Here is a 21603-nt window from a genome sequence, read left to right as displayed (position 1 = left end):
ACTTTCTTTTCCCGACCGGTGTCGAATGGACAACCTCTAACAGGTCGCCTTCAAAGCATGAAAACGCCTTTTCCACTGGCCTGGCTGTCGAACCTCTCATAGGCCTGTGCCGCCTCGGTGAGTGGCCAGCGGTCGCTGAAAATCCGATCGATGTCGACGCCATGATCGGTGATGAACTCGGCGCACTGCCGCATTCCCATGATCGAGAACGTGTACGAGCCGATGATCGTGCGCTGGCTCTTGATGATGTCGTTCCAGCCGATCACGTTGAAACTGCCGCCCACGGCGACCAGGGCGATGCGGCCCCATGGTGCCGTGCTGCGAACGGCCTGGGCCCGTGCGGTCTCGCCACCGGCGCAATCCAGAGCGCAGGATGCGCCCTTTCCCTTGGTGAGCTTGCGGACCTCCGCGACCGGATCATCGGTCATGCCATTGACGACGTGAGCCGCTCCGAAGCGCCGTGCGGCCTCGACCCGGCTAGCATCGATGTCGATGCCGATCACGGGCACACCCATGGCAGAGGCGAGCTGGACGACCGAGAGCCCGACGGGCCCGAGTCCGAAGACCGCCAGCGTGTCGCGCGCACTCACGCCCAGCCGGCAGATGGCGCCGTAGGCGGTTCCGGTTCCGCAGGCAATCGCCGCGCCACCGACGAAGGAAATCTCATCCGGGAGCTTGACCAGCGTCGAGACCGGGACACGCATGAAGTCGGCGTGACCGCCATGCAGCACGGCACCGTGCGGGGCGGCGCCGTCATCGCACATCTGCGTCCAACCGCTGCGGCAATGGTCACAGACGCCGCAGCCTTCATAGTGAAAGACCATGACGCGGTCGCCCATGCGGAACCGCGACGGGTCGACGTCCGGTCCCACCTCCTCGATCACGCCACAGGGCTCATGCCCGGCGATGATCCGCCGTGTCCATGGCGCGGTCCCGGGAGAGCTTGAACCCCTGCGCGGCGAGCTGGGCGTCGATCCTCCGCGCGGTAGAAATGAAGGTCGCTGCCGCATATGCCCGAAGCCTTCATCCGGATGACGGCCTGGCCCGGCCCGGGGGCGGGGTCAGGGAAGGTTGTGACCTCGAGCGTTCTATTCCCCGTGAACGACACCGCGCATGTCCAGGCTCCCGTGGCCCCCGGGGGAAAGGCACTTCGTGCATGCCCCGCGAAATGATTGCCAGCTTGGATCACTGGTCTGCAGCCGCGCGCAGCATAGCTCACGCGCACCAACGCAATTACTTGAAATTATAATGCGCAGCGCCCGGTGGGCCATGCGTCTGTGTTGGCGTCAGGCGACATGCTAGGCAGCATCCGTGCGTAGCTTGGCAGGATCGTGTCCCCGGTGGTGGTGTAGGAGCGCGCGGGGGTAGCGCGGTGTCCCGGTGGGTTGGGCCGGGGTGTCAGGCGGCCACGGCGGGCAGGCTGACAGGGGATCATCGCTGAGTAGGGCGATGGTTTCCAGCGTCATGTAGCGGGCGCGCTGGACCGCCCATTCGTCGTTCTGCTCCAAGAGGATGGCGCCGACGAGGCGGCGGATGGCGGCCTCATTGGGGAAGATTCCGACCACCTCGGTGCGCCGCTTGATCTCGCCGTTCAGCCGCTCGAGGGGGTTGGTCGATTACAGCTGGGCCCGATGTTGGGCGGGAAGGTCATAGCTTAGGCGAGCACGTCGGTCTCGGCGTCGTCGAGGAGCGCGGCGAGCTTCGGTGTCAATCGGCGTTGGATCGGGGCTCTGACCCAATCTCGGTGCACACTGAGGGTTCATCGTTCGGCTCCGATCAATCGGGCGCGAAGAAGATCGAGATTGGCACGGCCATACATCTGCCGCTTGACGAGCTTCAGCTTGGTGATCTGGCCTTCCGTCTGTCCAGTTTGACCAAGGCTCGGACAGCGCGGCGGCGACCGCGCATTCGTCGGCCTTCAGCCCCCTGCGAAGGACGCGAGCCAGAGGCGGCGTCCTGAAGCCAGCGCTGCAGGTCCTCGCTCTTGCGCTGTCGGATCATCGCCTGGAAGCGATCGAACAAGTGGCGCGCTGTGCGGAGCGCCGAACAGCGGTTTCGATTGTGGCGATCGTCACCGCGTCGGCTTTGGAAAGATCATCGCGGGCGACGGTCATCATGCGCGCGATCTGGCGTGATGATGGACATTTCAGCGGTCCGCAGGTTGGCGCTGCTTCAGCCCGTCGACGGGTCTGTCCGACAGTCTGTGTAAGCATTGCAGCGGGCATTTTCGATTTTCGGTCTCAGCGCGCTGAGACCGAAAATCGGTCGGCAAACAGAATGGCAAACTGCCCCATCGCGGCGGTCCATTCAATCGGACGCTTCCAATGGATGCCGGCGTTGCGGATCGCCAGGAACAGCAGCTTGGCCGCCGCCTCGTCGCTCGGGAAGCTGCCGCGGGTCTTGATGATCTTGCGGCTGCGGTGCAGCTCTCCAGCGCGTTGGTGGTGTAGATCATCTTGCGGATTGCCGGCGGGAAGGCGAACATCGGCACGACGTGCTCCCAGGCCCGCCGCCAGGTCGGCCGATCGCCGGGTAGCGCGCGCCCCACCGGGCCTCGAACTCATCCAGCCTGGCCGCCGCCGCCTCGGCCGTCTCGGCGGTAGATCGCCCGGATATCGGGCATCACCGAACGGCGGTCCTTCCACGACACGAAGCTTAGCGAGTTGCGGATCAGGTGGACGATGCAGGTCTGCACCGTCGTCCGTGGGAAGACGGCGCCAGATCGCCTCCGGAAGCCGGCCAAGCCGTCGACCACGGCGATGAGGATGTCGGCGACGCCGCAGGTCTTCAGCTCGTTCATCACCTTCAGCCAGAACTTGGCGCCTTCCGTCTGCTCGATCCACAGCCCGAGCACCTCCTTGTCGCCGTCGGCCGTGATCGCCAGCGCGACGTAGACCGCCTTGTTCCTGACCAGGCCCTCGTCGCGGATCTTCACCCTGAGCGCGTCGAAGAACACCACCGGATGCAGAGCGGGTCGAGCGGCCGGCTTTGCCACTCCGCACCTCCTCGAGCACGGCGTCGGTCACCCGGCTGATCAGGTCCGGCGACACTGCGAGGCCGTAGAGCTCCTGCAGATGGCCCTGGATCTCACGCACCGTCATGCCACGGGCATAGAGCGACGATCCGGTCGTCGAAGCCGTCCAGCCGCCGCTCGCCCTTCGGCACGATCAGCGGCTCAAAGTGCCGTTGCGGTCGCGCGGCACCGCAAGGTCCCTTGCCGTCGTCCGTCAGAACCGCCTTCGCCGAGTAGCCGTTGCGGCTGTTGCCCGTGCCGCAGCCCGGCCGGGTCCCCCTTGTCGTAGCCCAGATGCTCCGCCAGCTCGGCGCCGAGCGCTCGCTCAGCAGCGCCTTCTTCAACTGCCGGAACAACCCTCCTCGCCAAGCAGGTCATCCGGCTTCTCGTAGCCGGCCAGCAGCTCGTCCAGAAGCTCCGGTCGCAGTGTCGTCATCGCAGGCCCTCCAAACCACTACATCTTGGGCCCGCAGCACTCATTTACACAAGATACCGGACACTCTCCGTCGACGCCGTGTTGCCCATTCCGTGACGACACGCAAGCTGCCCTTGAAGCCAGCGCGCTTCAGGCGGCGCCAGAGTTCGGCACCATTTCGGCAGCCGGCAGCCCACTCCTCGTTCAGCCTGACGAGCCATGGCTCCAACGAGCTCTTGCGAATGCGGAATACGTCATCTCTTTCGCCGCGCACCACCCGGCGAACCACCCGCCGACTGCAGCCGGTGCGGCGCACGATCGCCTTGATCGGCGTTCCTGCGTCGAAGAGGACGAGAATGGTCCGATTGGTCTCCTCGCGGCGGAGAAAGCCTTCGTACTGGATGCGCTCGGCGCGGGTCAAAAGCGCGGGGTTGATCTCGGTCGCGCCGAGCGCCTGACGGATCGATCGCATCGATCTGCGTACCGCGTCGAGGAACGCGCTGCTCGCATTCTCCATCAGATGCCAACGATCGGCGACCTGCCGCGCTTCAGGCAATGCCCGGCTGACGGCCGGTCCTAGGCGCCGCCGCGATCTCGCGACGACGCGGATGGCAGGCCGCGCCGTGAGCCAGGCCTCGACCGTCGCGGCCTCACGGTCAGGCAGCACGTCGATGATGCGCCGCCGCTCAAGATCGCAGACGATCGTTCCATAACGGTGCCCGCGCTTCCATGCCCAATCATCGATGCCCACGATCCGGGGGTGTCGCCGGCTGCGCAATGGTTGGGGACCGTACTGCCCGAAGCAGCGTGTCCTTGCTGACGGGGAACAAGAGCCGCCGCGCGAGACTTTGACCTGGGCGGCCGCCGAGGGCGAGGCCGAGATGACGGACAATGCCCTGCAGCCGTGAGGTCCGCCGCGCAAGGGTTGCGTGATTCCGCCGTCAAACCGCTCGGCGAAGATCTTCCTCCGGCAACCGGCACCGCCGCATCGGAACCGTCTGGTCTCCAGGCGGATCCGGACCCGACGACATGCGCCGGCAGGTCGGCCAGGCACCGCAAGTATCGGCTATGGACCCGCCTCGAAGCGCGACCACACGCAGGACATCGGATGCCGCCGATCGCGACCGCGCAACGGCGACAATCTCGCCGCCATCAATCGCGACATGTTCGACCCTCAGGCCCGACGGCAGCAGTGATTGAACGTGACAAACTTGGCGCATGGCCAGGCTCTCCCACATATTGAGCGCACCATATAGCTGCGCCACAATATACGGGGCATCCTGCACCGAAATTGAGTCAGAGCCTTGATTGCACGCCGATCCAACTCGATTAGGCGGTCCAGCTGGCGCTCGAGGCGGCCAGCTTCGCTGCGCATCGCCTCCTGTTCGGCGTCGGCCGAGCCGATTTGGCGGTTGACCTCCACGTAGTCGGTCTGCCGCAAGGAGTTGGGGCTGCTTCTATGCGCTCACTCCTGTAGCAGCCTGCCACATCGAGGCGTCCGGATTGCGGATGACGTCATGCAGTCCCTGCCGGGCGAGCGATCGCGGCTCCTCCTTACCTCAATTGGAAAGGTGTCTGAGATGCATAGTCACGGCAAGGTCAGGATCGCCATGCCTTGACCAGGTCCGCTGGGGCCGGGGCGTGCCAGGCAACCTGATACGATTCCAGCACGTTGCTTGCCATCACGGCGAGACCCGGCAGGGCAATCCCAAGGCGGCGGTTGCCGGCCGACGAGCGAGGCAATGCCGCGGTCGCGGCCGCGGAGCCCTGGTCGTATGGCTGTTGCGCGCCGATGCCCTTGATCAGCCCGTCTTGCGCCAGCTCGAGCGCCGCCTCGTTGCCGAGGTCGATCGTCGTCACCGGGATCTCTGTCCCCATCTCGTGCAGAACGGCGACCGCCTTCATCGCCGGTTCGTCCCACACCACGAACAGACCACCCAGGCCCGGGTTGGCGGCGAGGAGATCCCGAGCCGCACGATCGGCGTCGTCGACATCGGAGAATCGCGCTTGCCTGAGGATGATGTCGGGGCGTTCGGCCGCCATCCACCTGCGGAAGGCGATCTCGCGTTCGTTGGTGACGAAGAAGTCGACGCCGTAGGTCAGCATTCCGACGGCCGCGCGCTCGGGGACATGGCCCGACAGCAACTCGGCGGCGACCTGACCGAGGCCGAAGTTATCCGCCGAGATCACGCTGGCGTAGTCGGAGCCGGGCAACAGGCCGGTCGGCGCGTTGTCGATCAGGACAAGACGGATGCCCGCCTGCGAAACGCGGTGATGAGCCTCCGCAACCTGGGTGTTGCCGATCGGGATGCTGATGATCGCATCGGGCCTTTCGTCGATCAAACGCCCCAGAGCCTCAACCTGCCGCTCGGCCTGGAAGTCACAGCCGATCACGTCGACGACGGCGGCGGAATAGTGCCCGAGCGTGGTGACGATGCCGGCAAGCTGCTGGCGAGACCAGTCGCTGTCCGTGGTATGAAGCACGACGGCAACAGAAAAGCGTCCCTGGCGCGCGGCACGGGAGTCCGCGTCGCTCAGAATGATGCGGTCAAACGGCACCGCACGCTCGCCGTGCGGTCCAAGGCCGGCAATGGGCATGTTTTCAGCTCCGCAACGCGATCCTGCTATGGCCGCCAATGGACCGAAGCACGCCTCCCGCCACGCGAACCGTCAGCGCGCCATACACGATGGCATGTCCGCAGTCCAAGGCTCGCTTCCACAAGATTGCGGTGAGAATGACGGCGTTGTCCATGCTGGTCGGCAATTCGATACACCTTGCAGCGGCGTCCGTCGGTGTGGCTGGGCGTGTCATTTCCGTACCGACCGCTGCACGGTCGGGCCAGGCGGTGGCGCCGGCCGATCCTTCCGGGGGGGTGGTGTCCGATCGACCTCCAGCCGTTCCGCAAAACTCGGGCAACGAAGGGGGGAGCCGTAGGCGACCCAGTTTTCGAGGGTGTTGCCGGTGAAGAGTGTATCGAACACGACCAGTGCGGCGCCGAGCAGTCCGGCGGAACTGCCCATCTGGGATTTGACGATGTGCAGATCGCGCGTGGTCAGCGGGTGCGCCCGCCGATACAGTGCCTGGCGCACTGCCGACAACAGCAGATCTCCGGTCTGGGTGACCTCGCCACCCAAAACGATGACGGAGGGATTGAGCATGTTGGTCGCTGCGGCGAGTGCATCGCCGATCAGCCTGCCGCTACGTACGAGCAATTCCGTGCTGAAACTATCGCCGAGTTGCGCCGCAATGCCGACATCGTTGGCGGTGATGACGCCGTTGGAGCCCAGGATCCCCGCCAGTTGCGGACTGCGCCCGTCCTTGGCCGCGCGGATGCCCTCACGCGCAATCGCATCACCGCCGGCCCGAACTTCCAGGCAGCCGACGTTGCCGCAGGAGCAGACCTCGGTGCTGGATTCGTCGACGACGACATGGCCAAGCAGGCCGCCGCCGCCAACGTCGCCGCGTAGCAGTTGGCCGTCGGCGATCACGCCGGCGCTGATTCCGCGCCCGAGCTTGACGAAGAGCAGGTTGTCGGTCCCCTGTCCGCTGCCGGCCTTGCGCTCGCCCAGCGCCATACACTCGACGGCACTGCGCACCCAGACCGGCGTGCGGTGCCGCGCGATGAGTTGCTCGACGAACGGGTAGGACTGCCACATCGGCATGAAATGGAAGGCAGGCGACCCGAAGGGCTCGTCCTGGGTCAGCTCCACCGGACCGGGGACGGCGATACCGATTCCCCACACCGTGCGATCGGTCTGATGCTGCTCCAGCGCCCAGTCAAAGAGAGTGCACAGCCGTTGTAGGACCGCTTCCGGGCCCAGCGACAGGTCGATCTCCTCATGGTGCTCGACCAGCAGTTTCCCCGTGAGGTCGGCGACGCCGACGCTGAGCATGGTCTTGTCGATGAAGGCAACCAGATACACCCCAGCCTCTGCGCAGAACCTGAGCAGGCGCGGCGCGCGGCCGCCCCGTGCCTGCCCGAGGGTGCTCTCGTCGAGCAGGCCCAGGTTGATGAGTGTGGTCAGCCGGTCGGCCACCATGGCGCGGCCAAGCCCGGACTCGATCTCGATCTCCTGGCGCGTGGCCGCTTGCCCGGACAAGACCAAGGTCAACAGGCCTGCAAGGCTTTGACGCGTTGCTTCAACCCGACGTGGTTTCGCTCTCGGTTCCCTGAGTGAGCGCTGCACCGGCGCCGACTCTACCTTGCGCCGGCGCTTCTTGGCTTGGCGATCAGTTGCCACGTTGCCGACCCACGACTCGTCCACTCCACCCATGGTGCGCCCGTCAACTTATTACCAGTCCTGCGCCAAGGGCTGAATGTGCAACGGAACCAGGCGAGCGATGTGCCCATGCGCGTCGGTCTCCCGCCCGCCCGCGACGGCGCATCACATTCGCCGGTTTCTCTGCCGCTGGACGGCGCGCACCGAGCCTCCGCAACTAAGCCCTTCATATCAATCATAAAACCGAGCGTATGTCGAAAAAAATCATAACTCAAGCCATCAAATGTCCGAAAATGGTTGTTTTATGTCTAAAACCTGCATAAGAAAGACGGGAAGCAACATAACGATAGGGGGGAAGAATGCCTCGACTACAACCTCGACAGAGCCTTCTCGTCGGCACGGCGCTTGCCGCCACGACGGCCGTCGTCGCCGGCGGGTTTCCCGCTCACGCGGACCCGACCGCCGACCTTGATCCCGCAAGCCTGGTGCCGCCTGGCATCGTTGGCCTCAGTCAGGCGGGGGACGAAGCCTCGGACCCGGCCCTTGCCTGGCTGACAGAAGAGGAATGCGAACAGGCGCAGGCCGAAGCATTCGAGATCGGCATCGTCATGCAGACGATGAACATCGAGTGGTCGACCGAGCAGGTGCGTGGCATTACCGACGGGCTGGCACGCTGCGGCGCGACGGTCATCGGCGTGACCAACCCCGATTTCACTGTCGAGAAGCAGATCGGCCAGATCGACGACATGATTCTGCTGCAGCCGGATGCGATCATCAGCATCCCGGTCGACGACGTGGCGACGGCGACCAGCTACGCCAAGGTGCAGGAAGCCGGCATCAAGCTGATCATGATGGACAACGTGCCGGCCGGGCTACAGCACCCAGCCGACTACCAGACGGTGGTGTCGTCGGACAGCCAGGGACTCGGCGCCGTTTCGGCCGCCATCCTGTCCGAGTACCTGCCCGAGGACGCTACGGTCGGCGTGATCAGTTTCGGGATCAGCTTCTACGTCACCAACGAGCGGACGCGCGGTTTCAAGGACTGGATGGCCGCGAACCGGCCCGATGTGACGATCGAGGAGGAGTACTTCCTGAATCCGAACGACGCCGGCAGCATCGCGGACAGTTTCCTGATCGCAAACCCCAACATCCAGGGCCTGTTCACCGAGTGGTCCGGCCCCGGCCTCGCGGCAGCCTCGGCGGCACGCGCCCAGGGGGAAGCAGATTCCAGCGTCACGATCAATCTCGAGGGCGACGTCGCGATCGAGCTGGCGAAGGGCAGCATGATTGTCGGCCTAGCGTCGCGGTCCCCTACGACCAGGGCGTCACCGAGGCGAACGCGGCGATCAAGAGCCTGCTGGGACAGGAACTGCCGCCGTTCCTGGCCTATGCCGCGGTGCCTGTCATCCAGAACAACGTGCTCGAAGCCTGGGACACGGTGTTCCACCTGCCGCCGCCAGACGATCTTGTCTCGGCCTGCGACAGCAACCCGATCTGCGGCAAGTAGCGCTGGCTGCCGCACACGTTCTGGAGTGATTTCCAATGCCTGAACCGATCCGCGATCATACCGGCAGGCCGGTCGAGCACGGCCGCGCCAAGGTCAACGGCGTGCGCCTGCACTATGTCGCAGCCGGCAGCGGCGAGCCCCTGTTCCTGCTGCATGGCGTGCCGAAGACGCACTACCACTGGCGTCACGTCATCCCGCTGCTGACGCCACACTTCACCATCATCGCACCGGACCTGCGCGGTCTGGGCGATTCAGAGCATCCGGTCGTCGGCTACGACATGAAGAACATGGGCGAGGACATCGCCGAACTGGCGACCCATCTCGGCTTCGAGAAGTTCATGATCGCCGGCGAGGACTGGGGGCGTCCACCGCCTATCAGCTCGCCGCCAATCATCCGGACCGAGTCAAGAAGCTCTGCTACCAGGAAATGATCCTGCCCGGCTACGGCCTGGAGGACTATTCCTTCCTGACCCACGAGAATGTCAGCACCTACGTCTGGCTCTGGCATATCAATTTCTACAACGTGCCCGACTTCCCGGAGCTGCTGATAACCGGGCGCGAGCGCGAGTACTTCACTTACTTCATCAAGCACGGAGTGCCACGATCCGACCGCGATCAGCGGGACAACCTCAACGAATACATCCGCTGTTACTCGTCGCCGGGCGGCCTGCGCTGCTGTTTCGAGATCTATCGCGCAACGCTGGAGAGCGGCCGGCAGAACCGAGAGTCGGCAAAGACAAAGCTGAAGATGCCGGTGCTCGCCGTCGGCAGTCAGTACTTCATCGCCGACGACAACGAGCGTCAGATGCATGAGGTCGCCGAGGACGTGCGGGGCGTCATCCTGCCGCGCGGCCACCAGCTCGCCGAGGAATGTCCGCAAGCGCTAGCTGACGAATACATCAAGTTCTTCGGCAGCTAGCCCGGAACATCGTCAGGCGCCGGCATACCTCCCCCGCGCTTGGCATTTGGGCGGGCGGCCAGCCGCCTGCCCGCTTTCTTCGCACCACGCCACACCTGCGCTCGCGCCGAAGGATTGCGCCCGCCATGATCGCGGAACTTGCCACCGACCGAGATGCCGTACCCGCCGTACCGCGTGCGGATGTGGCGCCGCTGATCGAACTCGACGGTGTCAACAAGAGTTTCGGCGGCGTGCGCGCTCTGCGCGGCGTGCATTTCGACCTTCGGCCGGGCGAGGTCCACGCGCTGCTCGGCCAGAACGGCGCCGGCAAGTCGACCCTGATCAAGATCCTGGCCGGCGTGACGCCGCGCGACCAGGGCCAGATCAGGATCGACGGCGTCGACACCGAGTTCCGCAGCTCGGCGGCCGCGCGCGCTGCGGGCATCGGCGTGGTCTACCAGGAACTGAGCCTGGTGCCGCAGATGTCGATCGCCGACAATCTCTATCTGGCGCGCGAGCCGAGCACGTTCGGGCTGGTGCAGAGACGGCGCATGCTGCGCGAGGCGCGTCAGTTCATCGCCGGGCACGGCCTCGACCTCGATCCGGCTACGCCGGTGCACCAGCTTCCGTTCGCCTACCGGCAGCTGACCGAGATCGCCAAGGCGCTGAGCGGCAACGTCCGCATCCTCATCCTCGACGAACCGACGTCGTCGCTGTCGAAGGGCGAGGAGGACATCCTGTTCGACGCGGTGGAAGAGGTGACCAAGCGCGGCGTCGGCGTCATCTACATCACCCATCGGCTCAGCGAGGTCTTCCGGCTGTCGGACCGGGTCACGGTGCTGCGCGACGGCGCCAACGCGGGCACGTTCGCCACAAGCGATACAGACATGGCGACGCTGGTCGCCGCTATTGTCGGAACGGAAACCGCGGCGGCAGACGAAGCGGCGTCGCCAGTCTCCGCCAAGGACGCTGCCGCTGACCCGACACGAGCGCCGGTCGAAGACATACCCCTGGTCGAGCTGCGAGATGCCGTCAACGATCGCTTGCGCGGGGTGAACCTCGCGGTTCGGCCGGGCGAGATCGTTGGCCTTGCCGGGATGATCGGCAGCGGCCGCACAGAGATCCTGGAAACGATCTTCGGCCTGCGGCGGCTCAATGCCGGTCAGCTCCTCATCGACGGCGAACCAACGCGCGTGCGCGGGCCCGTGGACGCGATCCGCCATGGCATTGGCTTGGTTCCGGAGGACCGCCACGTTCAGGGGCTCGTGCTCGAACATACGATCGAGCGCAATACGGTGCTCCCCTGGCTGAACAAGTTGCGACGCTTCGGGCTGTTCCGCTCGGCAGCGGCGCGAAAGCGCACGCAGCAGACCATGGCGGCCCTGTCCGTCAAGGCGCCTTCGCCCAGCACGCGGGTGCGGAACCTTTCCGGAGGCAATCAGCAGAAGGTGGTCTTCGGCCGCTGGCAAGAGCCCGGTATGCGGCTGCTTCTCCTCGACGAACCGACGGTCGGCGTCGATGTCGGTGCACGCGAGCAGATCTACGACGTGGTCCGCCATGTGGTCGGAGAGCGCGCGGCCGCTCTGGTGGTCTCGTCCGACCTCGCCGAACTGCTGCTGCTCTGCGACCGCATCGCCGTGGTCGTCGACGGCAACATCGTTTCCGTCCACGCACGGGCGGATCTGCGCAACGAGGAGCACCTCCACCAACTCGTCCAGGAGCAACAGCAATGACCGAAACCTTGGTCCGCGGTGGGCTCGAGGCTGGCGGCGTATCGCGGCTGATGAGCGACGTGCAGCGTCGGCTGCTGTCGGGCGAAGGCATGCTCTACGTCGCGTTCCTGATCCTGATCGTGATCTTCGCCGTCTCCTCGCCCGTGTTCCTGACCATGGGCAACATCGAGAATATCGGCCGCCAGACGGCGCTGGTCTCGATCATTGCCGTCGGCATGACCTTCGTCATCGTTTCGGGCGAATTCGATCTGTCGGTCGGCTCCGTCATGGCGCTCTGCGGTGTAATCGCCGCCATGGCCATGCAGTATGTCGGCAACCACTGGGTGGTCGGCGCGATCGCGGCGATCGGCTGCGGCGCGCTGATCGGGTTGGTCAACGGACTGATCACCACGCTGTTCCGCATCCCTTCCTTCCTGGTGACGCTCGGTTCGCTCAGCATCGCGCGCGGCCTGGCGCTGCTTGCCACGGGAACGCGGCCGGTCATCATCACCAACGACCCCTATTTCCTGCTGTTCGGCGAGGGTCATCTGATCGGCCTGCCGGTGCCGATCGTCTGGACGCTGGTCGTGATAGCTGCCGGCATCGTGCTGCTGCACTTCAGCACCTTCGGTCGCAAGGTCTATGCGACCGGCGGCAACGCGACGGCCGCGCGCTACTCCGGCATCGCGACCGCACGGATCAAGACCCTGAGCCTGGTGTTGGCCGGTGCGCTGGCCGGCCTGGCTGCGCTGGTGCTGAGCGCACGCTCGCACGCCGCGCGGCCGGATGTCGGGGCCGGGCTGGAACTCGACGTGATCACCGCCGTGATCCTGGGCGGGGCCGCATTGTCGGGTGGCCGCGGCACGATCATCGGCGCCATCGTCGGCAGCCTGATCATCGGAATTCTGAACAACGGTCTGGTCCTGCTCGGGGTCGACGCATCGGTCCAGCTCGCGGTCAAGGGCCTGATCATCTGGATCGCGGTGGCGCTCAGCGGCCGCTGATCCGCAACCGGTGTGATGGCGTGCCGAGGCGGGCCGGATCACCAAGCAAGAGGGGGAGGAGAGAATGACCCAACCGAAGAACTGGCGCGCGCTGTTGGCCGCTACGGCCTCGACGATCGTCATCGGAGCGGCCGCGGCCCAGGCTCAGGATGCCGGGGGCTGCGCGATTGCCAACGGACTCGATCCGGCCGCGCTGGTTCCGGCGGGGATCGTCGGCGCCGGCCCGTTCGGCGAGGAGCCATCGACCATCGCATCCGTCCAACTGACCGAAGAGCAGGGCGAAGCCGCCCGCGCCGCCGGTTTCAGGGTCGGCGTGGTGATGCAAACCATGGACATCGACTGGTCGCAGCTGGTGGTCGCCGGCATCAGCGATACGCTGGAGAAGTACGGCGCCGAGTTGGTCGGTGTCACCGATCCCGGCTTTCAGGTCGACCGCCAGGTGGCGCAGATCGGCGATATGATTCAACTGCAGCCGGACGCGATCATCAGCATCCCGGTCGACAACACGGCGACGGCGCAGGCGTACAAGACGATCGCCGACGCCGGCATCAAGCTGATCCTGATGCACCAGGTTCCGGCGGGTCTCGAGTACCCGCGCGACTACCAGGCCGTGATCTCGCCGGACAACCGTGGCAACGGACAGGTTGCCGCTGAGATGCTGGCGTCGCACATCCCGGACGGAGGCGTGGTCGGCATCGTCGATTTCGGCGTCGACTTCTTCACCACCAACGAGCGCACGCGACAGGTTCATGCCTGGTTCGAGGACAACCGGCCGGATGTCGAGTTGCGCCAGGTCGACTTCATCGACACGACCAAGGCGGGCGACGTCGCCGCCAACTTCCTGACCGCCAACCCGGACGTGAACGGCATGTTCGTGGTCTGGGACGCACCGGCGATGCAAGTCGTCTCCGCGCTCCGGGCTCAGGCGCTCGATATTCCGGTCACGACGATCGATGTCGGCGTCGAGGCGGCGATCGAGATGGCGCGCTGCGGCTACATCAAGGGTATCGCGGCGCAGCTGCCATACGACCAGGGCGTCGCTGAGGCCGAGGCGGCATTGCAGGTGCTGTTGGGAAATCAGCCGCCGCCGTGGATCGTGCTGCAGGCGGTGCCGGTGGTGCCGAGCAACCTGCTCGAGTCCTACGAGGCGGTCTTCCACGCGCCGCCGCCCGACGCATTGGTCGAGACCTGCAAGGCATCCGGCGGCTGTTGACCGGCAACCGGCCCCGGCGCGGGCTTATGGGCGCCGGGGCCACTGTGGTCCATCCAACGAACCCGCATGCACGGAACATGACCCGATGAACGCACCCAATCTAGATGCATTCGGCGGCACGCCGGAGCGCACGTTCGACGCCACAGACTTCGTCCGCCTCGAGCAGACCAGCGAACGCTGGTGGCTGGTCGACCCGGCCGGCAACGGCTTCATTTCGATCGGTCTCAATCATGCCGACGAGTCCAATTTGAAGTACCCGCACAACTTGGAGATATGGAAACGCAAGTACGGGTCACGCGAGCGCTGGATCCGCGACGGCCTTGTCCGGGACCTGAAGGACTGGGGCTTCAATACTATCGGCTGGACCCAGGAGTACATCAGCGGTGACTGGGGCGTGGCACTCGACTGGCACACCGATGTCATCGATCTGGGCCACTCCAGTACGCCGTGGCCGGCGCCCGACTTCGCGCTCGCCGACATGCCCTACATCCTGCAGATCCGGGTAGCCGAGATCGAGGACTGGAAGGGCCAGCCGGCTTTCCCCGACGTGTTCGACCCCGACTTCGACGTCTACTGCGAATACCTGGCGCGCAACGTCTGCTTCGACAATGCGGACTCCAGGAACCTGATCGGATACTTCCTGGTCGACATCCCGTCCTGGCTTCCGCATGCCAGCGGCCGCTTCTTCCCGGGATTTGAGGGGCTTTCGGGTAAGGCGTACGACACCAAGCTCTACGACGTCGCCAGCAAGTACTACGAGACGATGGTCAAGCATATCCGGCGCTACGACCGGAACCACTTGATCCTCGGCGACCGCTACAACGGCAACAAGGGCATCCCGACCCCGGTGTTGGAGGCGATGAAGCCCTTTGTCGATGTTCTGTCCATTCAGTATTTCTCCGGCCCGAACATCGAAGACCACGTCGCCATGCGCGATGCCTTCGCCGGATGGCAGGAGATCTGCGGCAAGCCGGTGCTCAACGCCGACCTCGGCAACTGGTGTGCGACCAAGCTCAATCCCAACCGCTCGACCGGACTCGGATCCCAGGCCGAGCGCGGCAGCAACTATGTGGAATCGATCACCGAGTTGCTGAAGGCGCCGTGGTTCGTCGGCTGGCACTGGTGCTCCTACGTCGAGAACACGGCGCGGGGCTGGGGCATCAAGGACCCGTGGGACGAGCCCTATCAGGACTTCATCGGGCCGGTCGCCGCCTTCAACAAGCGGGTCTATGAGCTCGCGGGCTGATCGGGTCCGCGCAAGAGGAGAGATTTCACATGAGTGGCTGGAAGCTGGGCTATGAGACCAACTGCTGGGGTGCGCTCGGCGGCGACGGCGTCGGGGTCACCTCGATCAAGGACCTGTTCTACCGGACCTTCGCCGACATGGGGAACGCGCTCGCCGATATCGGCGAGGCAGGCTTCCAGGGCGTCGAGCTGTTCGACGGCAGCCTGGTCGACTTCGCGGACGACATTGCCGGTTTCCGGTCGTTGCTCGACAAGGCCGGCGTCTCGCTGATCGGCGTCTATTCCGGCGGCAACTACATCTACCCGGACATCCTGGAAGACGAACTGTGGCGGGTTGAGCGTGCGGCGCAAGTGGCCGCGGCCGCGGGCGCGGAGCACCTGGTCGTGGGCGGTGGCGCGAAGCGGTCGAACGGTCTGCATGACGGCGACCACGAGAGGCTCGCCCGCGCGCTTGATCGGGTCTGCCACATCGCGGAGCGCCACGGATTGACCGCCCATTTCCATCCGCACCTGACCACGATCGCGGAGGCTCCCGACGAGATCGACGAGGTGTTCTCGATGTCTCGGATCAACTTCTGTCCCGACACCGCCCATCTCGCCGCCGGCGGCGGTGATCCGGCCGCGATGATCCGAAAGTACTTCGACCGGATCAGTTACGTGCACCTCAAGGATCTCCGGCGCGATCCGTTCGCCTTCTTGCCGCTGGGCGAGGGCGAACTCGACATGACCGGAATCGTCGGGACGCTGGCCGATCTGGGTTATTCGGGCTGGGTTACGGTCGAGCTCGACTCCCATCCCGATCCGAAGGCCGCGGCGCTGGCCAGCCGTCGCTTCCTCGAAGCGGCAATGCGCCAACACGGCATGGAAACCGTCGGCTAAGACGCACGGCGGCACAGGGCCATCGTGCGCGGCAAACTACCCGAATAAGTAGCAAAAGGAGGAAGAGCAATGCTGAATATTGGAGCTGGATGGGTCAGCGCATCCATATCGGCTGCATGTCTTGTCGGTCTGTCTACCAGCGCGCAGGTCGCCTCGGCACAGGCGGATCCGCGTGCAGCGCTGGACGCGCTCCAACAGACGGTGCTCAGCACCGGTCCGGGTGGCGAACAGCCGGTTTCGGCGGCCGACGTCGTGCTCAGCGGTGAGGAGGTCGCGCAGGTTCAGAGCATGGGCGCCACGGCAGCCCTGGTGTTCCACTATGGGGGCAACGACTGGTCGCAGGCGCAGATCGACGGCCTGACCGCACGCTTCGGCGAGCTGGGGATCGAGATCGTGGCGGTCACCGATGCCGGCTTCAAGCCCGACAAGCAGGTGTCCGACATCGAGACCGTGCTGGCGCAGGAGCCGGACATCATCGTGTCGATTCCGGTCGATCCGGTGGCGACTGCCGACGCATACAAGCGCGCCGCCGATGCCGGCGTCCACCTCGTGTTCATGGACAACGTGCCCGCCGGCCTGAAGGTGGGCGACGACTATGTCTCCGTCGTATCCGCCGACAATTACGGCAACGGCGTTGCATCCGCCCACTTGATGGCCGAGGCGTTGGACGGCTCCGGCAGCATCGGCGTCGTCTATCACGCTGCCGACTTCTTCGTGACCCGCCAACGCTACGACGCGTTCACGGCGACCATTGCCGAGGACTACCCCGGCATCGAGCTGGCTGTGGAGCAGGGCATCGGCGGACCGGACTTCGCCGGCGAGGCCGAGCGGGTGGCGTCGGCCATGCTGACCGCAAACCCGAACCTGGACGGCGTTTGGGCGGTCTGGGACGTGCCGGCCGAGGGCGTGATCGCCGCCGCGCGGGCGGCCGGCCGGGACGACTTGGTCATCACCACGATCGACCTGGGCGAGAACGTCGCTATCAGCATCGCGCAGGACAGCTTTGTCTACGGGCTCGGCGCGCAGCGGCCATACGACCAGGGCGTCACCGAGGCCAACCTCGCCGCCTATGCGCTGCTCGGCAAGCCGGCGCCCGACTACGTGGCGCTGCCGGCTCTGCCGGTCAGCCGCGAGAACCTGCTCGATGCGTGGCAGACCGTCTACCACGCGCCGGCGCCGGATACCGTCCAGGGCTTGATGGAATAGTGGGCGGAAGCGAAGGGCCGAACGAACTGGGGTGAGGAAGGGGCCGGCGGCCCAGTGCCGCCGCCTCGACCCACCCGGACATGGAGACGACGACAATGAAGACCATCAACATCGGCATGATCGGCGGGGGGTTCATGGGCAAGGCGCACTCGCTCGCCTATGCGGCCATGCCCATGTTCTTCTGGCCCGCCCCGGCGATGCCCGTGCGCAAGGTCGTGGCGGACGTGACCGAGGACCTGGCCAAGGACGCGGCCGCGCGCTTCGGGTTCGAGCGACACACAGGGGACTGGCGGCAGATCGTCGAGGACGACACGATCGACGCGATCGACATCGCGACCCCGAACGACAGCCATGAGGAGATCGCGGTTGCGGCGGCGAGGGCCGGCAAGCACATCCTGTGCGAGAAGCCGCTGGCGCGGAACGCCGCCGAGAGCCGCCGCATGTTCGACGCGGTCAAGAAGGCCGGGGTCACCCACATGGTCGCCTTCAACTATCGCCGCACGCCGGCGGTGACGACGGCGGCCCGGATGATCGCCGATGGCGAGATCGGTGACGTGCTCAGTTTCCGGGGTACCTACCTTCAGGACTGGTCTGCCGATCCGGATGCACCGCTGTCCTGGCGTTTCCAGAGGTCGATCGCCGGTTCCGGCGCCAACGGCGACATAGGCACCCACGTCATCGACATGGCGCGCTTCTTGGTCGGCGAGATCGTCGCGGTAAATGCCATCGCCAAGACCTATGTGCCGACCCGCCCCGTCCAGGCCGGGGGCCTCGACAAGCTCGGCGCGGCCGAGAAGGGCGGCGGCGACGTACCCCGAGGGGAGGTCGACGTCGATGACGAGATCCTGACGCTGGTCCGCTTCGCCAACGGGGCCACCGGCAGCATCGAGGCCACGCGCAACGCCTATGGCCGCAACAACTTCCTGGCGTTCGAGGTGCACGGCACGAAGGGGTCGATCCTGTTCGATTATGAGCGGCGCGACGAGCTTCAGGTCTGCTTCGCCGACGACCCCGGAGACCGCAAGGGCTTCCGCACCATCTTCACCGGGCCGGCGCATGCCTATGGCGAGGCCCTGTGGCCGATCCCGGCGCTGGGCATCGGCTACGGCGAGACCAAGATCATCGAGTGCCACGATTTCGTGAAGGCGATCGTCGACGGCGATCAGCCCTCGCCGAACTTCGAGGACGGCTGGCGGATCGCCGTGATCGCCGATGGAATCCTCGCCTCTGCCGAGCAGCAGGCCTGGCTGGACGTGTCGTGACAACGGCCGAGACGAACAACCGGTTGCCGCACGGCGCAGGAAAGCGCGCCGTGCCTGCTGGCCCGGCCGTGGACATGCAGTCGATCTCAAAGGCGTTCGGTGGCGTGCAGGCACTGCGCGAGGTCACGTTCTCAGCCGATTTCGGCGAGATTCACGCCCTGATGGGCGAGAACGGCGCCGGCAAGTCGACGATCCTGAAGATCCTGCGCGGAGTGTACGCGCCCGACGCCGGCACGATCGCCGTCGACGGGCGCCCGCTGGCGGAACACACGCCGGATGCGGCGCGGCGCCTCGGGGTGGCGATGATCTTCCAGGAGATGAGCCTGATCCCGTCGCTGACCGTGGCGCAGAACGTGTTTCTGGCGCGGGAGAAGCTGACCGGTCTTGGCCTGATCGACGATGTCGACGCGCAGCGGCGCACCCGCGCGCTGTTCGACCAGCTCGGCGTCGACATCGACCCGGGCACGGAGCTCGGCCGGCTGAGTACCGGTCAGCGCCAGTTGACCGAGATCGCCAAGGCGCTTTCCCAGGAGGCGCGCGTGCTGGTGCTCGACGAGCCGACCTCGGCGCTGAGCGCCGCGGAGACAAGGGTGCTGTTCGCGTTCCTGCGCCGGATCCGCAGCGAAGGCGTATGCGTGATCTATGTCTCGCACCGGATGGAAGAGGTGTTCGCGATCGCGGACCGCACCACTGTGCTGCGCGACGGCCGCCATGTAATCACCGCCAGGATCGCCGACCTGACCATGGATCAGATGGTCCAGCACATCGTCGGCCGTCGCGTCGGCGCGTTCGCCAGGCGCGATCATGCCGTCGACCGCGGCGGTGTGCCGCTGCTGGAGGTCGAGGGCCTCAGCGGAGCGGTCAAGCCGAACGGCGTCGGCTTCGCGCTGCACGCCGGCGAGATCCTCGGCATCGGCGGGCTGCTCGGCAGCGGGCGCAGTGAGCTCGCGCGCGCGCTGTGCGGCATCGATCCCATCCGTGCCGGGCGGGTGAGGCTGCGGGGCCGGGAGATCGCGGTCGACACCCCGCGCCGGGCGATTGCCCAGGGCATCGCCCTGATCCCCGAGGATCGCGTCCGCCAGGGGCTGATCCTGCAGCACGACATCGGCGCGAATGTCCGCCTGACCGTTCTCGACCACATCACGCGGACGGGCTTCGTCGATGATCGCCGGGGGCGTTCGCTGGTCGACGACCTGATGGGCAAGCTCAGGGTCAAGGCGAAGTCACAGGACACGCGCGTCGGCAATCTTTCCGGCGGCAATCAGCAGAAGGTCGTGTTGGCCAAGTGGCTGGCCGCCACGCCGGACATCCTGGTGCTCGACGAGCCGACGGCAGGCGTCGACATCGGCAGCAAGGTCGAGATCGTCGAGTTGATCCGGCTGATGGCCGACGAAGGCAAGGGCATCATCTTCATTTCGTCGGAGCTGCCCGAACTGCTGGCGGTCAGCGACCGCATCCTGATCCTCGGCGACGGCCGTTTGCTGCGCGAGATCGACCACGACGAGATCGACGGATGGAGCGCAGACATCGCCGAGCCCGAGGCGCGGATCGCGGCCTCGGAGCACGCTCTCCAACTGGCAATGCAACAGGCGGCAGATCATGGCTGACAGCGACGTTTCGAGCGCGACCCGGGAACAGTCCGGCCAGCTGTCCCAGCTAGACTGGCGGCAGTACATCATCTACATCGGCTTCGCCGTCGTCTTCGTCTTCTTTGCCGTGACCCTGTTCGACAAGGGTTTTCTCAGCACCAGCAACCTGCTCAACATCGTGCGCCAGAGCGCGATGATCGCGGTGATGGCGGTCGCCGTCACATTCGTGCTCTCCGCCGGCGAGATCGACCTGTCGGTCGGCGCCGTTGCCGGGCTTGCGTCGGTCGTGGCCGCCATGGCGATCGCGGAGTGGGGATTCGTCGCCGGCGTCGCGGCCGGTCTTGCGACCGGCTTCGCGGTCGGCACGATAAACGGCACGCTGACCACCCGCATCGGCATTCCCTCGTTCCTGGTCTCGCTGGCAATGCTCGGTATCGCCCGCGGGGCGGCGATGTGGATCAGCGATACGGCCGCGATCCCGATCCTGAACGAGACCTACACCTTCGTGTTCGGCGCCGGCGATCTCGGGCCCATTCCCATTCTCCTGGTCTGGACGCTGGTCGTCGGGGTGGTGGGCCACGTCGCGCTGCGCAAGACCCGCTATGGCCGTCAGGTGCTGGCGACGGGCGGAAACGAAACCGCGGCCCGGTTCAGCGGCGTGGCGACCGGGCGGATGAAGTTCTACGTGCTGCTGATCTCCTCGGTGACCGCGGCGCTGGCCGGCATGCTCTATGCCGGACGCCTCCACACCGGTCGCTTCCAGTTCGGCGAGGGCGACGAGCTCTCGGTGATCGCGGCCTGCGTCCTCGGCGGCACCAGTCTGTTCGGCGGCTTCGGGACCGTGGTTGAGTTTCGATCATCGGCGCCCTGATGATCAGCCTGATCAACAACGGCCGATCCTCATGGGCCTCGACTTCAGCCAGCAGCTGACCGCACGCGGAATCATCATCCTGGCTGTGGGACTAGGCCGCAAACGGAGCTAGCCACAAAACAGCCTGTGTCGGGCGCGCAGACCGTAGGTTTGTTGGCTCTCCGAGAATTGGGCCCTCATTTACGCGGGTTCACCGTGTGGCTCAAGTGATCACGGGTCGTTGCGTCCACTGTGGCTCGGTCCGCAGCGCGCTTTCGCTGAGGCCGAAGCCCGGAGAAAGCGCGAAGAGCAAATAGTGAAGGCGGTTGTGCGCCCCCGCAACCACCTCTAATTGCTCACACAAAGCCTGACCTCGACCGGGCTTGTGCTGTTTGCCGTCGCCGCACAGCGCCAGGATCCCCGCGAGCGCGCCGTAGAGGTCGATCCGAAGCTCGCCGCCCTCCGGCTTCAGCCCATCTTCTCCACCAGCGCGCGGACCTGCTCCATCGCCTGATGGCCCTGCGCAGGATCGGCCAGCGCCTCGTGCAACGTGGCCACCTTCTGCCGGTAGACCTCGGCCAGGTTGGGA

The 21603-nt window shown here is 65.8% G+C and carries 13 protein-coding genes and 5 pseudogenes; 11 read left to right on the top strand and 7 right to left on the bottom strand.

The features are described from left to right. Positions 1-50 precede the first annotated feature (50 nt). The 7 genes and pseudogenes from R3F55_01565 to R3F55_01535 form a co-directional block, all read right to left on the bottom strand. Entirely contained in the window at positions 51-884 is an 834-nt protein-coding gene (locus R3F55_01565; GenBank protein MEZ5666122.1) for a zinc-binding dehydrogenase, read from the bottom strand. Further along, positions 881-1027: a hypothetical protein gene (locus R3F55_01560; protein ID MEZ5666121.1), complete on the bottom strand. Its 147-nt coding sequence runs from the start codon at positions 1025-1027 to the stop codon at positions 881-883. Before R3F55_01560 ends, R3F55_01565 begins: the two co-directional genes overlap by 4 nt. Positions 1028-1427: 400 nt before the next feature. Continuing rightward, positions 1428-1705, bottom strand: a pseudogene (locus R3F55_01555) (transposase). 535 nt (positions 1706-2240) lie between these two features. Beyond that, a pseudogene (locus tag R3F55_01550) lies at positions 2241-3449 on the bottom strand (IS256 family transposase). Between the two features lie 67 nt (positions 3450-3516). After that, positions 3517-4511: pseudogene (locus tag R3F55_01545) on the bottom strand (ISL3 family transposase). A gap of 516 nt (positions 4512-5027) precedes the next feature. Beyond that, positions 5028-6026: a substrate-binding domain-containing protein gene (locus R3F55_01540; protein MEZ5666120.1), complete on the bottom strand. Its 999-nt coding sequence runs from the start codon at positions 6024-6026 to the stop codon at positions 5028-5030. A 210-nt stretch (positions 6027-6236) separates the two neighbouring features. Beyond that, positions 6237-7541, bottom strand: a complete 1305-nt coding sequence (locus R3F55_01535) for an ROK family protein (protein MEZ5666119.1) — start codon at positions 7539-7541, stop codon at positions 6237-6239. Positions 7542-8008: 467 nt separating this feature from the next. On the opposite strand from R3F55_01535, the gene R3F55_01530 reads away from it, so the two are divergent. The 11 genes and pseudogenes from R3F55_01530 (at position 8009) to R3F55_01480 (ending at position 21147) form a co-directional block, all read left to right on the top strand. Then, positions 8009-9199, top strand: a complete 1191-nt coding sequence (locus tag R3F55_01530) for a substrate-binding domain-containing protein (protein MEZ5666118.1) — start codon at positions 8009-8011, stop codon at positions 9197-9199. Next, a pseudogene (locus R3F55_01525) lies at positions 9192-10075 on the top strand (alpha/beta hydrolase). Before R3F55_01530 ends, R3F55_01525 begins: the two are co-directional and overlap by 8 nt. A 125-nt stretch (positions 10076-10200) precedes the next feature. Beyond that, positions 10201-11787 carry a sugar ABC transporter ATP-binding protein gene (locus tag R3F55_01520; protein ID MEZ5666117.1) on the top strand — a complete coding sequence of 529 codons (1587 nt, stop codon included), beginning with the start codon at positions 10201-10203 and terminating at the stop codon, positions 11785-11787. Positions 11788-11837: 50 nt separating this feature from the next. After that, positions 11838-12770, top strand: coding sequence for an ABC transporter permease (locus R3F55_01515; protein ID MEZ5666116.1), 933 nt, complete (start codon positions 11838-11840; stop codon positions 12768-12770). Between the two features lie 64 nt (positions 12771-12834). Next, positions 12835-13983, top strand: coding sequence for a substrate-binding domain-containing protein (locus R3F55_01510; GenBank protein MEZ5666115.1), 1149 nt, complete (start codon positions 12835-12837; stop codon positions 13981-13983). 85 nt (positions 13984-14068) lie between these two features. After that, the gene (locus R3F55_01505; protein MEZ5666114.1) at positions 14069-15229 is read left to right on the top strand and encodes an agarase; all 1161 of its coding nucleotides are present in this window, start codon (positions 14069-14071) and stop codon (positions 15227-15229) included. Between the two features lie 29 nt (positions 15230-15258). After that, positions 15259-16107: a sugar phosphate isomerase/epimerase gene (locus R3F55_01500; GenBank protein ID MEZ5666113.1), complete on the top strand. Its 849-nt coding sequence runs from the start codon at positions 15259-15261 to the stop codon at positions 16105-16107. Positions 16108-16176: 69 nt separating this feature from the next. Continuing rightward, positions 16177-17313, top strand: a complete 1137-nt coding sequence (locus tag R3F55_01495) for a substrate-binding domain-containing protein (GenBank protein MEZ5666112.1) — start codon at positions 16177-16179, stop codon at positions 17311-17313. Positions 17314-17408: 95 nt separating this feature from the next. Continuing rightward, a complete protein-coding gene (locus R3F55_01490; GenBank protein MEZ5666111.1) occupies positions 17409-18575 on the top strand; it encodes a Gfo/Idh/MocA family oxidoreductase in 1167 nt (388 codons plus the stop codon). Positions 18576-18649: 74 nt separating this feature from the next. Next, positions 18650-20182, top strand: a complete 1533-nt coding sequence (locus R3F55_01485) for a sugar ABC transporter ATP-binding protein (protein ID MEZ5666110.1) — start codon at positions 18650-18652, stop codon at positions 20180-20182. Next, a pseudogene (locus R3F55_01480) lies at positions 20175-21147 on the top strand (ABC transporter permease). Before R3F55_01485 ends, R3F55_01480 begins: the two are co-directional and overlap by 8 nt. The last annotated feature ends 456 nt before the right edge of the window (positions 21148-21603 follow it).

This window comes from Alphaproteobacteria bacterium, assembly GCA_041396705.1.
GTDB lineage: Bacteria > Pseudomonadota > Alphaproteobacteria > CALKHQ01 > CALKHQ01 > CALKHQ01.
Note: the sequence above shows the minus strand (reverse complement) of the source record. Positions and strands in the feature narration are given on the sequence as shown.